18 protein-coding genes are annotated in these 12,504 nt (G+C 64.0%); 10 read left to right on the forward strand and 8 right to left on the reverse strand.

Translation table 11 applies throughout. From position 1 onward, the window contains the following. Positions 1-4: 4 nt before the first annotated feature. Entirely contained in the window at positions 5-784 is a 780-nt protein-coding gene (locus E8E91_RS18750) for a hypothetical protein (protein WP_280377706.1), read from the forward strand. A gap of 9 nt (positions 785-793) precedes the next feature. Here E8E91_RS18750 and prmB read toward each other — a convergent pair whose 3' ends face one another. Next, entirely contained in the window at positions 794-1,708 is a 915-nt protein-coding gene (gene prmB / locus E8E91_RS18755) for a 50S ribosomal protein L3 N(5)-glutamine methyltransferase (RefSeq protein WP_280377708.1), read from the reverse strand. A gap of 224 nt (positions 1,709-1,932) precedes the next feature. Between prmB and E8E91_RS18760 the strand changes: the two genes are divergently transcribed. From E8E91_RS18760 to E8E91_RS18770, 3 genes are all read left to right on the forward strand, one after another. Next, positions 1,933-2,529, forward strand: a complete 597-nt coding sequence (locus E8E91_RS18760; RefSeq protein ID WP_280377710.1) for a cysteine hydrolase family protein — start codon at positions 1,933-1,935, stop codon at positions 2,527-2,529. A gap of 97 nt (positions 2,530-2,626) precedes the next feature. After that, positions 2,627-2,947, forward strand: coding sequence for a hypothetical protein (locus E8E91_RS18765; RefSeq protein WP_280377712.1), 321 nt, complete (start codon positions 2,627-2,629; stop codon positions 2,945-2,947). Positions 2,948-2,997: 50 nt separating this feature from the next. Then, positions 2,998-3,570 (forward strand): Smr/MutS family protein, encoded by a 573-nt coding sequence (locus tag E8E91_RS18770; protein WP_280377714.1) that lies wholly within the window; start codon positions 2,998-3,000, stop codon positions 3,568-3,570. Here the strand turns inward: E8E91_RS18770 and E8E91_RS18775 are convergent. Continuing rightward, a complete protein-coding gene (locus tag E8E91_RS18775; RefSeq protein WP_280377716.1) occupies positions 3,525-3,956 on the reverse strand; it encodes a carboxymuconolactone decarboxylase family protein in 432 nt (143 codons plus the stop codon). The two genes, E8E91_RS18770 and E8E91_RS18775, sit on opposite strands and share 46 nt — an antisense overlap. 89 nt (positions 3,957-4,045) lie before the next feature. Between E8E91_RS18775 and E8E91_RS18780 the strand changes: the two genes are divergently transcribed. From E8E91_RS18780 to E8E91_RS18790, 3 genes are all read left to right on the forward strand, one after another. Further along, a complete protein-coding gene (locus E8E91_RS18780; protein WP_280377718.1) occupies positions 4,046-4,384 on the forward strand; it encodes a helix-turn-helix domain-containing protein in 339 nt (112 codons plus the stop codon). 83 nt (positions 4,385-4,467) lie between these two features. Continuing rightward, positions 4,468-5,016: a GTP cyclohydrolase I FolE gene (gene folE, locus E8E91_RS18785; RefSeq protein WP_280363724.1), complete on the forward strand. Its 549-nt coding sequence runs from the start codon at positions 4,468-4,470 to the stop codon at positions 5,014-5,016. A gap of 182 nt (positions 5,017-5,198) precedes the next feature. Further along, the gene (locus tag E8E91_RS18790; RefSeq protein WP_280363721.1) at positions 5,199-5,435 is read left to right on the forward strand and encodes a hypothetical protein; all 237 of its coding nucleotides are present in this window, start codon (positions 5,199-5,201) and stop codon (positions 5,433-5,435) included. On the opposite strand, the gene E8E91_RS18795 is transcribed toward E8E91_RS18790, so the two are convergent. The 4 genes from E8E91_RS18795 to E8E91_RS18810 all read right to left on the reverse strand — a co-directional run bounded on the left by E8E91_RS18795 (position 5,432) and on the right by E8E91_RS18810 (position 8,400). Next, positions 5,432-5,779 carry a GFA family protein gene (locus E8E91_RS18795; protein WP_280377720.1) on the reverse strand — a complete coding sequence of 116 codons (348 nt, stop codon included), beginning with the start codon at positions 5,777-5,779 and terminating at the stop codon, positions 5,432-5,434. The two genes, E8E91_RS18790 and E8E91_RS18795, sit on opposite strands and share 4 nt — an antisense overlap. A 102-nt stretch (positions 5,780-5,881) precedes the next feature. Next, a complete protein-coding gene (locus E8E91_RS18800) occupies positions 5,882-6,343 on the reverse strand; it encodes a bacteriohemerythrin (protein ID WP_280363717.1) in 462 nt (153 codons plus the stop codon). A gap of 267 nt (positions 6,344-6,610) precedes the next feature. Beyond that, positions 6,611-7,213 carry a glutathione S-transferase family protein gene (locus E8E91_RS18805; protein WP_190829756.1) on the reverse strand — a complete coding sequence of 201 codons (603 nt, stop codon included), beginning with the start codon at positions 7,211-7,213 and terminating at the stop codon, positions 6,611-6,613. Between the two features lie 20 nt (positions 7,214-7,233). Continuing rightward, positions 7,234-8,400, reverse strand: a complete 1,167-nt coding sequence (locus tag E8E91_RS18810) for a PLP-dependent aminotransferase family protein (protein ID WP_280377722.1) — start codon at positions 8,398-8,400, stop codon at positions 7,234-7,236. Positions 8,401-8,482: 82 nt separating this feature from the next. Between E8E91_RS18810 and E8E91_RS18815 the strand changes: the two genes are divergently transcribed. After that, positions 8,483-8,938 (forward strand): helix-turn-helix domain-containing protein, encoded by a 456-nt coding sequence (locus tag E8E91_RS18815; RefSeq protein WP_280377724.1) that lies wholly within the window; start codon positions 8,483-8,485, stop codon positions 8,936-8,938. On the opposite strand, the gene E8E91_RS18820 is transcribed toward E8E91_RS18815, so the two are convergent. After that, a complete protein-coding gene (locus E8E91_RS18820; protein WP_280377725.1) occupies positions 8,935-9,564 on the reverse strand; it encodes a hypothetical protein in 630 nt (209 codons plus the stop codon). The two genes, E8E91_RS18815 and E8E91_RS18820, sit on opposite strands and share 4 nt — an antisense overlap. 147 nt (positions 9,565-9,711) lie before the next feature. On the opposite strand from E8E91_RS18820, the gene E8E91_RS18825 reads away from it, so the two are divergent. Both E8E91_RS18825 and E8E91_RS18830 read left to right on the forward strand, forming a co-directional pair. Further along, a complete protein-coding gene (locus E8E91_RS18825) occupies positions 9,712-10,329 on the forward strand; it encodes a LysE family translocator (RefSeq protein WP_280377728.1) in 618 nt (205 codons plus the stop codon). After that, positions 10,329-11,543 carry a benzoate/H(+) symporter BenE family transporter gene (locus tag E8E91_RS18830; RefSeq protein WP_280377730.1) on the forward strand — a complete coding sequence of 405 codons (1,215 nt, stop codon included), beginning with the start codon at positions 10,329-10,331 and terminating at the stop codon, positions 11,541-11,543. Before E8E91_RS18825 ends, E8E91_RS18830 begins: the two co-directional genes overlap by 1 nt. Positions 11,544-11,627: 84 nt before the next feature. Here the strand turns inward: E8E91_RS18830 and E8E91_RS18835 are convergent, their stop codons facing one another. Continuing rightward, positions 11,628-12,389: an SDR family oxidoreductase gene (locus tag E8E91_RS18835; protein ID WP_280363702.1), complete on the reverse strand. Its 762-nt coding sequence runs from the start codon at positions 12,387-12,389 to the stop codon at positions 11,628-11,630. Positions 12,390-12,504 lie beyond the last annotated feature (115 nt).

Genomic DNA, 12,504 nt, shown 5'->3' on the forward strand with positions numbered 1-12,504 from the left:
CCCGATGACCGAAAGCCCAGCCGAACAGCAGAGCGCCGAAGACGCCGTGCCCCAGCCCCATCCCTGGGCCGAGCTGGTCGCCGAGCACTTCGACCTCCTGCGCCTCGCGCCCCTGCCCATTGACCGCCATACCGGGGCACGGCCGCTGCGTTTCGTCGAGCTGGGTCGCGTGGAGCGCCACAACAGCGAGCAGAGCGTTTTGCGCCTGAGCATCGGCTTGCCCGGACAGAAGGTGCGCAAGGAACAGAACCTGCTGGAGGTCTGGGCCGACCATCGCAGCAAGGAAGTCCGCTTCGGTCCAGACAACGGCCTTAACCTGGAACCACAGAACCGCGGCCTGGGTCGCTTCCTGCTTGCCCAGGGCATTGCCTGGGCCAGGCAACGCTGGGCGCACTATCGGGTGGAAGGTGGCGCCCTGCCCGCCAAGGACGCCCTGGACAATGAAACCCGCCTGCGCCGCGACCACGTGCTCAAGGCACAGGGTTTCGAAGTGACCTACCTGGACAATGTTCAGCTGAAAGCCACCTACGGCGCCGGCCGGGTCAGCGAACTGCACGGTGACTGGCACCGCGAGAAGGTGCAGATCCTAGGGTTGCAGGAAGTCGCCGCCATGCTCGAACAGGCCGACCAGAACCTGCAGAGGCAGGACGTGGAGATTCGCAAACTGGAAGAGCGCATCGCCATCTACAAGCGCGAAGACGGCGGCCTGCGCTTCACCATCGCCTGCCTGGTCGCCTTTGCGGTATTCCAGGCCGGCCTGCTGATCTGGATTACTACCCGCTGATCCGACAGGTCAGGGAGTCAGCCGCGAGCGGAACAGCGCCTGGTGCTGGCGGCACTGGTTGGCGCTGAGCATGAACACGCCGTGGCCGCCATGTTCGAAGTCCAGCCAGAGGAAGTCCACCTCCGGATAGAGCGCTTCGACGTGAACCTGGCTGTTCCCCACTTCCACGATCAGCAGGCCCTTCTCAGTGAGATGGTCCGCCGCTTCGGCCAGCATCCGCCGCACCAGGTCGAGGCCGTCGTTGCCGCAGGCCAGACCCAGTTCGGGTTCGTGGTGGTACTCCACCGGCATGTCGGCGAAGTCTTCCTCATCCACGTAGGGTGGGTTGGACACGATGAGGTCGAAGCGCTGTCCCGGCAGGCCGTCGAAACCATCGCCCTGCACTGTGTAGACGCGGTCTTCCAGGCCGTGGCGCTCGATGTTCAGGTTGGCCACTTCCAGGGCGTCGAAGGAGAGGTCGCCAAGAACCACTTCGGCTTCGGGGAACACGTGGGCACAGGCGATGCCGATGCAGCCCGAGCCGGTGCAGAGGTCGAGCACCCGCGCCGGGTTCTGGGGCAACCAGGGGGAGAACTGCTGCTGGATCAGTTCGGAAATGGGTGAACGCGGCACCAGCACCCGCTCATCCACTACGAAGGGCATGCCACAGAACCAGGCCTCGCCCAGCAAGTAGGCCACCGGCACACGTTCTTCGATGCGGCGGCGCAGCAGTTCACGCAGGTGCGCGCACTCGTCCTCTTCCAGACGGCAATCCAGGTAGCTGTCGGCAATCTCATAGGGCAGGTGCAGCGCGCCCAGCACCAACTGACGAGCCTCATCCCAGGCGTTATCGGTGCCGTGACCGAAGAACAGGTTTTCGGCATGGAAACGGCTGACAGCCCAGCGGATGTGGTCACGCAGGGTGCGCAGGCGGGATTCGGACACGGCAGCTACCTCAGAAAACGGGCCGCAGATTCTACCACCCCTGTCGTTCAGGGGCAGCCCGCAGTGGCCGACGAACGGCCTCCCCGACGCTGCACCCGATCCCCTCCAGCAAGCCGCATGACAACTGAAGGCCGACAATCTCGAGGCAACTGGACCTTGGTCCATGGTTCACTTATTCCGTCGCAGGGCGGACAATGGTGGCCATGTCGTACCTGGAGATTCGCATGTCCGCTCCCAAATCCATGTTCCAGCTCAGTGGCCGCGGCTATCCGCCGGCCAATCTGAACAATGCCACCCTGGTGATCGTCGACGCCCAGGAAGAGTACCGCAGCGGTGTTCTCGCCCTGCCCGGCCTCGATGCCGCCCTTGACGAAATCGCCAGCCTCCTTGCTGCCGCCCGCGCCATGGGCAGCGCGATCGTCCACGTGAAACACCTTGGCGTCCCCGGCGGCATCTTCGACCCCCGTGGCGAACGCGGCGAGCACCTGCCCGAAGCCGCGCCCCTGCCGGGCGAGATCGTGGTGGAAAAGCGCCTGCCCAACGCCTTCGCCGGCACAGACCTGCATGACCGCCTGCAAGCCATTGGCCACCTGGACCTGATCGTCTGCGGCTTCATGACCCATTCCAGCATCAGCACCACGGTCCGCGCCGCCAAGGACTATGGTTATCGCTGCACGCTGGTGAGCGCTGCCTGCGCGACCCGCGACCTGCCGACCGTCGATGGCGGCGTCATCAGCGCGGAAGAAATGCACCGAGTCGAGGTGATCGCCCTGGCCGATAACTTCGCCAGCGTGGTGCCGCAGGCCAAGGCGCTCATCTAAGGACGCGCCGTACATCCCGCGACATCCGCGACGGGGTTGGCCGGAACCACCGCCAGAAGGCGCCGGTCATACCCCGATCAAGCAAGAGGACGTCCGGATGAAGTTATCCGATGGTTTCGATGCCCGCCGCCTGCGCCCCCGAGGCCCGGGCAGTTGGCGCTGGCGTTTCGCAGCGGCACTGGCCGCACTGTTCGCCGGCTTCGGCGTGCTGCTGGCAATGGCCGGCGCCGCCACCCTCCTGGGCCGCCCACCTGCCCTCGGCCCCCTCAACGACAGCACCGGCGCTGCCATCGTGCTGCTGCTCTTCGGCCTGCTCTTTCTCTGGATAGGCGTACTCGGCTGGCGCCTCTGCCGACGACGTTCCAGGCACCGCAACGGCCTCAGCATGTCCCCGCACCTGATGAAGAAACGCGACTGAGCCTGGCGCCGGGCATTTGGGTACACTAGCCGCCCTTCGCGGAGGCCTGTATGCAAGACGACGCCCACAACGACGATAATTTTTCCCTGTTCACCGAGCAGATGCGCGGTGTGAAGCGTATCCATGACGATCGCGCGGACACCGGCAAGCCCAGGATCGACAACCGCCAGCTCGCCAACCGTCGGCAGAACGCCACGGTCACGCAAACGAACATCAAGGTGGATGGCCTGTCCGACCAGTTCGTCATCGACGTGGGTGCGGAGGACGAGTTGTACTGGGCTCGCGACGGCGTGCAGGAAGGCCAGATGCGCAAGCTCAAGCAGGGCCAGATCGGCTTCGAGGGCAGCCTCGACCTACACGGCATGACGGTGGAAAAGGCCCGCGAAACCCTTTGGGACTTCATCGCCGAAGCCACCCGCTTCGAAGTGCGCTGCGTGCGTGTCACCCACGGTAAGGCGGCACGCCTGGACGGCAAGCGTCCGCTGATCAAGAGCCACGTCAACACCTGGCTGCGCCAGCACCCGCAGGTACTGGGCTTCACCTCCTGCATGCCGAAGCACGGCGGCACCGGCGCCGTCTATGTGATGCTGCGCCGGACCATGCTCGAAGGTCGCGACGAGTAACCACGGATCTGCTGGGCATCGGCCATGGCCAGCAATGCCAACTCCGACTCCTCCCATAGCCCAGCATCCACCGGCACCCGGCAGGTGTCGGCCAATTGCGCCGGGCTGAACCCCGCTTTGGCGTTGAACGCCGCCACGTGCACGCCCCATTCGTACTCGGCACCGCAACGCGCGGTGCTGCGCAGGATCAGCAGCTCCCGTTCACGCAGGCTGATACTGCCGCGATCCAGCAGCCCGCCGGCCATCATCCGCTGCAGCACACGCGGATTGCGCGCAACGCAGCGGAACAGCAGCAGGGGTGGTGCGCCTGACATCACCCGGTCGAAGGCGGCCTGGATGTCCGGATCGTAGGGGGCCTCGACGGGCTGGATGCGAGGTTCGTTCATGGCGGTACTCCTGTTGGGCTGATACGCTACCGAAAACGTAGCACCCAGAATCAATGCCAGCTACTAAATTAGAAGCAACAGGAACGAACATGACCACACCCCTTCCCGGCCAACCGGTTCGCGGTTCCACCAGCGGGCGGCCGATCATGGCGCTGCTCGACCTCCTCGGCCGACGCTGGAGCCTGCGCATCCTCTGGGAACTGCATCAGGGTCCGGCGACCTTTCGCGACTTGCAGGCACGCTGCGAAGGCCTGTCACCCTCGGTTCTCAACACCCGCCTGGGAGAATTACGTCAGGCGCTGCTGGTGGAAAACGGCGAGGCGGGCTATGAGCTGACGGCGGACGGCAAAGAACTGGCGCTGCACTGCCTGCCGCTGGCGGAATGGGCCGAGCACTGGGCCGGCCGTCTGCCTGCGCCCGAAAAATGACTCACGCTGGCGCATGGCGCCCTTGCCAGCCGCCCCTTCGCGCCCTACCCTGCGCCTTTGCGTAAACCCCCACAGGAATTTCCATGTCCCTGGAACAGAATTACACCGCGATCCTCGGCCAGCTCGGCGAGGATGTCTCCCGCGAAGGCCTGCTCGATACCCCGAAGCGTGCCGCCAAGGCGATGCAGTACCTCTGCCGCGGCTATCAGCAGACGCTGGAAGAAGTCACCAACGGCGCCCTGTTCAGCTCCGACAACAGCGAAATGGTGCTGGTGAAGAACATCGAGCTGTACTCGCTCTGCGAGCACCACCTGCTGCCGTTCATCGGCAAGGCCCACGTGGCCTACATCCCTAATGGCAAGGTGCTGGGCCTGTCCAAGGTGGCGCGCATCGTCGACATGTACGCCCGCCGCCTGCAGATCCAGGAAAACCTCAGCCGCCAGATCGCTGAAGCCATCCAGCAGGTCACTGGCGCCCTGGGCGTCGCTGTAGTCATCGAAGCCCAGCACATGTGCATGATGATGCGCGGCGTGGAGAAGCAGAATTCCTCCATGGTCACTTCGGTGATGCTCGGCGAATTCCGCGAAAACGCCGCCACCCGTAGCGAATTCCTCAGCCTGATCAACAACTGAGTTTCGCTACCCCCGAAAAAGCCGGCGCAAGCCGGCTTTTTTGTTTCCGCTCGGCGCAGAGGCCAATACGGGATTGGCCCCGGTGTATTCCGGGCGATTGGCTATCGGATTGTCACGATGGCGCGCGCAAGCTGGCATCTCCAAACATTCCCCGGCTCACGCCTCTCGGAAGGAGATGGACCATGTCGACCACAACGCCCTGCACAATCCTGATCCACGCACAGCACCGGAGCGCGAGAAAGCTGCAACAGCATCTGCACCTCCTGGTCGCGCGCTTCGGTGGCCAGCTGGAACAGCCCGATGCCGGCCTTTGGGTGCTGGCGGCCTGCCCCTGGCAGGGGCACGAAGCCGAAGCCGGCGAGGCGCTCGGCAGGCTGTTCGATAGCGGCCTGGTCAGCGGCCTGAGCTTTGCCGACTAGAAACTCCGCCCGTCCACCTTCACCACCTTGAGACCGTCCAGAGGCACGTCCTCCAGGCAGCGCACGTTCACCGCGGCCACGTCCTTTCCCTTCGGATCGGTGGCCTCGCCGAAGGGCGCGCAGCCGCAATTGGCGCAGAAGTGGTGGGCGATATGCATGCGATTGAAGCGGTAGGTGGAAAGATCGGACAAGGGCGTGGCGAGCTTGAGCTGCTCGCGCGGGACGAACCAGAGCAGGTAACCGCGCCGACTGCACAACGAGCAGTTGCACTCCATGACCTGCTCCAGGGTGCCTTCCACTTCGAAGGCGATCTTCCCGCAGTGGCAGCTGCCTCGATACTTCATGGTCGACACTCCCGGAAACGCCTGTTGGCAGGCTGGAGCGTCCAACTTAGTACAGGGTCGGTAGGTCCGCCATGAATGCCGAAAAGAGGCCGCAACAAGCACTCAAGCGAAGAAGCGTCTCATCGAGCGCGATAGCCAGCCGCCGCTGCTGTCATCCCGGGTCAACTGCTGCATGTTGGCCTTGACCGCTTCGACGTAGTTGGCGTCGTCGTTGCGGATGTGATTGAACAGCCAGCGGCCGAGCAGATCCTTGAGTTCGTCGGCCACGTCATCACCGGCCTGATGACGTGTGCGGAACACGTTCACTCGTCGGATGAACAGTTCGTGGACCTTCTTGTGGGCCCGGCTGAACTGGTAACCGGCATCTTCCAGCAGGGTTTCCTCGAAGGCGAAGTGCGACAAGGTGTAGTCGACTACTTCCTCGATCACCCGGGCCACAGCCGCCTTGTCCATCTGCAACTGGGCGGCATGCAAGTCGTTGATCATCTCGACGATGCGCTTGTGCTGGCCATCGATGACCTCGATGCCAGTGTCCAGATCACTTTCCCACTCGAGATACGCCACTTGCTCTCCTCACCGCGCCGCCCGGCATTGTCTGAAATTTCGAAACGGCCGGTAGGCTAGTGGCTGGCAGCGGGTAAAATCTTGATTCCAATCAATAAGATGAGAACAACCTGCAGCCAGGTCGTGAACAGTATTGCGCCTTACCGCGAGGGGTTCCCAGACCTTGAACACCGGACAGTCCGGAGCAGCTGATTTCCGCCTGGCGCTCGCTGTCCGCCAGAGACGAAAAAGCCGGCTTGCGCCGGCTTTTTCGTGAACCCGAGAACCTCAGCCGAACATGCCCACATGGCGCGGGTGGCTGGCCACTCGGTCCAGCCAGGCGAGGATCGCCGGGTAGCCGGAGAGGTCGAAGCCGCCTTCGTGGGCCACATGGGTGTAGGCGTAGAGGGCGATATCAGCGATGGAGTACTGGTCGCCCACCAGGTACGGCGTGCGCTGCAGCTGCTTCTCCATCACCTTCAGTGCCTTGTTCCCACGCACCTGGCAGACCTTGTACTCCTCCAGGCGATCTTCCGGCATGCCCTGGTACAGCTGGATGAATCGCGCCACTGCGACATAGGGCTCGTGGCTGTACTGCTCGAAGAACTGCCACTGCAGTACCTGGGTACGCAGGCGCGGCTCGGCGGGCAGCAGGTCGGTGCCTTCGGCGAGGAAATTCAGGATGGCGTTGGACTCCCACAGGGTCGTGCCATCTTCCAGCTCCAGCACCGGGATCTTGCCGTTGGGGTTCTTCTCCAGGAATTCGGCGCTCTGGGTCTCACCCTTGAGAATGTCCACCGGAATCCACTGGTACGGCTGGCCAAGCAGATTGAGGATCAGCTTGACCTTGTAGCAGTTGCCGGATTTGTAGTCGCCATAAACCTTGTACATCGCTACTTCCTCCCCGGTGGTCAGGCAGCTTCCGCTGCCTGGGCTTGACGGATGACGCCCGCGAGCCGCTTCAGGCCTTCGCCCAGCCGCTCGGGTGCTACGTGGCTGAAGTTCAGGCGCAGGTGGCCCGGGTGCTGGTCCGGATCGATGAAGAACGGTTCGCCCGGCATGAAGGCGACATTCTGCTCCAGCGCCGGCTTGAGCAGGGTGCGGGTGTCCAGCGGCTGCTTCAGGGTCAGCCAGAAGAACAGCCCGCCCTGGGGGATTTCCCAGGTGGCCAGCTCGCCGAAGTGCTCTTGCAGCGCTGCCTGCATGGAATCACGGCGCACGCGGTAAAAATCACGCAGCTCGGCCAGGTGCTGACGGTACTGCTCAGTACCGAACCACTGCAGCGCCTGCCACTGGCCGATGCGGTTGGTGTGCAGGTCGGCGGACTGCTTCAGGCGCAGCAGGTGCGGGAAGAGGTCCGGCGTGGCGATCAGGAAGCCCACGCGCAGGCCCGGCAGCAGGGTCTTGGACACGGTGCCGGTGTAGATCCAGCTGGCCTTCTTCAGGCGGCTGACGATGGGAGTGGCGGCGCCTTCATCGAACACCAGCTCGCGATAGGGCTCGTCTTCGATCAGGGTGACGCCGAACTCGTCCAGCAACGCGGCGACCGCATCGCGCTTGGCCTCGCTGTAGCGGGTGCCGGACGGATTCTGGAAAGTCGGGATCAGGTAGGCAAAGGACGGCTTGTGCTGCTCCAGGCGCTGGCGCAGGGCGGCGATCTCGGGACCATCGGCTTCCTGGGGAACGGCGATGCAATCGGCGCCGAACAGCTGGAACGCCTGCAGGGCCGCCAGGTAGGTCGGGGCCTCCAGCAGTACTTCGGTGCCCGGATCGATGAACAGCTTGGAGGCCAGGTCCAGGGTCTGCTGGGAGCCGCTGACAATCAGCACCTGGCTCGCCTCGCAGGGCACACCGAGGGCACGCGCTTCGGCGGCGATGGCTTCACGCAGCGCCGGCTCGCCTTCGCTCATGCCGTATTGGCCCATGCTGGCCGGCATCTCGTCCCAATCCACCTTCGGCAGCATCGGCTCGGCCGGCAGGCCTCCGGCGAAGGACATCACTTCCGGACGCTGGGCGGCTGCAAGGATTTCGCGGATCAGGGAGCTTTTCAGGCGGGCGATGCGTTCGGAGAAGGCCATGGATTGTCACCGGGTGCGGAAGCGAGGAAATTAAGTCAAACTGCTTGACCGAAACTACGACGACCGTGACAGATACGTCAATATGCTTGACCTGAAAAATCCCACCATTCAGCAAGCCGCCATGGAAGCCTTCTTCTTCGGCTACCAGGCCTTCACCAGCAAGCCGGACGAAATCCTCGCCCGGCGGGGCCTGTCGCGGGTGCATCACCGCATCCTGTTCTTCATCGCCAAGTACCCGGGGCTCAGCGTCAAGGAGCTACTGGGCTACCTGGGCGTGACCAAGCAGGCGCTGAACACACCGCTACGGCAGTTGGTCGAGTTGAAGCTGGTGGAAAGCGTGGCCGCGATAGACGACAAGCGTAAGCGCATGCTCGGCTTCACCAACGAAGGGGCGAAGCTGGAACAGGCCCTGCGCCGGGAACAGGCGCGCTTGTTGCAACGCGCCTTTGGCGAAGCCGGTGAAGAAGCGGTGCGCGGCTGGCTGGAGGTCAACCAGGCGCTGTGCACCGCACGCCAGGGAGAAGCCTCGGAAGGCTAGGCAGAAGGCTCCAACTCCCGCGCGCCACGGAAGAACACCAGCATCATCGCCACGCTGCTGGCGATCAGCGGCAACAGGCCTAGCATCATCAGCACGATGGTGGCCATCATGATCCCGCCCACCAGGTCCAGCCAGGCCATCACACGAAACACCGGATAGACGTTCTGCACCTTCAGCAGACGTATCCCGAACCACGCGGTCAGGGCTCCCAGCAAGGCAATCACCCCGAAGTAGAGCAGCATCGGCCAGCCGGGTTCGGTACTGGCATCGCCCATCAGCAGGTCCAGTACTTCGATTCCCAGGCTGACGACGATCACCGCCCAGATCGGCGGCGCCAGCCCTTCGGCGGAGAATCGCGCCTCGGCGAACAGCTTGAAGCGGATCAGCAGGTAGCAGCCGAGGAACGTCAGCGCCACGCCGATCCAGTCGGATACGCTGACCAGCCGTGGGTCCTCGGTGACACCGGCGGCCACCGCGAAACCGGTAATGACCAGGGTGCCCACCGCGCTGACCAGGCTCAGCCAACCCAGCAGCCTCAGGTTTCCCGGGGTCCAGCCGTTCATCTGCCGTGGACCGGCATCCTCGACCAGATCCACCCGCGGCGCGGCGTAGGGATTCTCGTCCATGTGCGTCTCTCCAGGCGGAAAACCAACACAGTAGCCGCAGATCCCCCAGGTGCCAATCGACTGTATTGCTCAACGCGCGTGTTGCTGTACGGGGACGTTGCAAGTTCCCAAGCTTTAGTCTGCGGACACAACGACAAGGTGACCGCCATGAGCCTGGAACTGATCTTCGCCTTCATCCTCTTCGCCTTCGTCACCTCGGTGACCCCCGGCCCCAACAACATGATGCTGCTCGCCTCCGGCGTGAACTTCGGTGTGCGCCGCAGCGTGCCGCACATGCTTGGCATCAGCCTCGGCTTCATGGTGCTGGTGATGGCCGTGGGCCTGGGCCTGTCCCAGGTGTTCCAGCAAATCCCCGAGCTCTACATCGCGCTGCGCTACATCGGCGCCGCCTACCTGCTCTACCTCGCCTGGAAGATCGCCGGCTCCGGCGCACCGGATGCCAACAGCTCCGAGAAGCGGCCGAAGCCCTTTACCTTCCTCCAGGCCGCGGCCTTCCAGTGGGTCAACCCCAAGGCCTGGGTCATGGCCATCGGCGCCATCACCACCTACACGCCGCAGGAAAACTTCGTGGTCAATGTGGTCCTGATCGCCGCGCTGTTCGCCCTGGTCAACTGCCCCAGCGTCGGCCTCTGGACGGTGGCTGGCAGCCTGATGCGTCGCTGGCTGTCCGAACCGCGCATACTGCGCCTGTTCAACATAGGCATGGCCCTGCTGCTGGTGGCTTCGCTCTACCCCATCCTGGTCGACGTCAACGGAAAGATCTGATGACCCAAGTGTCCGAATCCCCGGCCAACCCCGCACGGCTGCGCCCGCTGGCCGACTCTTCGCCTTCTGCCGTGGTGGCGGGTTTCATCGCCATGCTCACCGGCTACACCAGTTCCCTGGTGCTGATGTTCCAGGCCGGCCAGGCCGCGGGGCTCAGCAGCGCGCAGATCTCCTCCTGGATCTGGGCGCTGTCCATCGGTATGGCCCTGACCACCATCGGCCTCTCCTTGCGCTACCGCACCCCCATCGTTGTCGCCTGGTCCACGCCGGGCGCGGCGCTGCTGATCACCAGCCTGCCGGGTGTGAGCTACGGCGAAGCCATCGGCGCTTTCGTCGTCTGCGCCGCCCTGCTCGCCCTGGTGGGCCTGACCGGTGGCTTCGAGCGCCTGATGCGACGTCTCCCCTCCTCCCTCGCCGCGGCTTTGCTGGCGGGCATTCTGTTCAAGATCGGCAGCGAAATCTTCATCGCCGCGCAGCATCGCACCGCCCTGGTTCTGGCGATGTTCTTCAGCTACTTGCTGTTCAAGCGCCTGCAGCCACGCTACGCCGTGCTGGTGGCGCTCGTAGTGGGCTGCGTGATGGCGGCGGCGCTGGGCCTGCTGGACTTCAGCGGCTTCGAGTTCGCCCTGGCCGAACCCGTGTGGACCACCCCTGAATTCTCCGTCACGGCGGTAATCAGCATCGGCATCCCCCTGTTCGTGGTGGCCATGGCCTCGCAGAACATTCCCGGCATCGCGGTACTGCGCGCCGATGGCTATCAGGTACCCGCCTCGCCGCTGATCTCGGTGACCGGCATCGCCTCGCTGCTGCTGGCGCCCTTCGGCTCCCACGGCATCAACCTGGCGGCCATCAGTGCGGCCATCTGCACCGGGCCCCATGCCCACGAGGACCGCAACAAGCGCTACACCGCCGCCGTCTGGTGCGGGATTTTCTACGGAATCGCCGGCACCTTCGGCGCAACCCTGGCGGCGCTCTTCGCGGCCCTGCCCAAGGAGTTGGTGCTGTCCATCGCTGCCCTGGCGCTGTTCGGCTCCATCAGCAACGGCCTGACCGCCGCCATGCAGGAACCCAAGGAGCGTGAAGCGGCGCTGATCACCTTTATGGTTACCGCTTCGGGCATGACCTTGCTGTCCATCGGTTCGGCCTTCTGGGGCCTGATCGCCGGGGTGCTGACCCTGCTGGTCCTCAACGTCGACACTGGCAAGGACAAATGAAAAAGGCGCCGATTGGCGCCTTTCTCTTTTTGTGGGAGCGAATTCATTCGCGAATGAATTCGCTCCCACAATTCGGCCCCCAAATCAGATCGCGGTAGCCCCGCCGTCCACCGCCAGGGCATGACCGGTAGTGAAGCCAGCCGCATCGCAACAGAGGTAGAGCACCGCCGCAGCGATTTCCTCCACCTTACCGATGCGCCCCACCGGGTGCATGGTGGCGACGAACTCGGCCTTCTTCGGGTCGGCTTCATAAGCACGGCGGAACATATCGGTGTCGATCACCGCCGGGCATACGGCATTTACCCGGACCTTCTTCTTCGCGTACTCGACGGCCGCCGACTTGGTCAGGCCGATCACCGCATGCTTGGACGCGGCATAGATGCTCATCTTCGGCGCCGCGCCCAGTCCGGCCACCGAAGCGGTGTTGACGATGGCACCAGCGCCCTGGGCCAGCATCAGCGGGATCTGGTGCTTCATGCACAGCCATACGCCCTTCACGTTGACGCCCATGATGGCGTCGAACTCCGCCTCGTCGCCATCGGCCAGCTTGCCCTTTTCAATCTCGATGCCAGCGTTGTTGAAGGCGTAGTCGAGGCGGCCGTAGGCGGCCAGGGTGCCCTCCATCAGCGCCTTGACCTCGGCGTCACGGGTCACGTTGCAGCGAATGAACACGGCATCGCCACCGGCGGCGCGGATCAGCTCCACGGTGCCTTCGCCCCCGGCAGCATCCACATCGGATACCACCACCTTCAGGCCCTCGGCAGCGAACGCCTGGGCGGTTGCGCGGCCGATACCGTTGGCGGCACCGGTTACCAGGGCGACCTGGCCGGAGAACTTCATGCTCATCTGTGCATCCTCGACGGGAGTGGAAACTGGGACGGAGTCTATTCAGTCGCCTGTGTGCAACGTCAGCATCATCAGGGCTCTGGTGAACACACCATCCAGAACGCTGATGAAACAT

It is taken from the genome of Pseudomonas sp. BN515 (genome assembly GCF_029873155.1).
Taxonomy (GTDB): Bacteria; Pseudomonadota; Gammaproteobacteria; order Pseudomonadales; family Pseudomonadaceae; genus Metapseudomonas.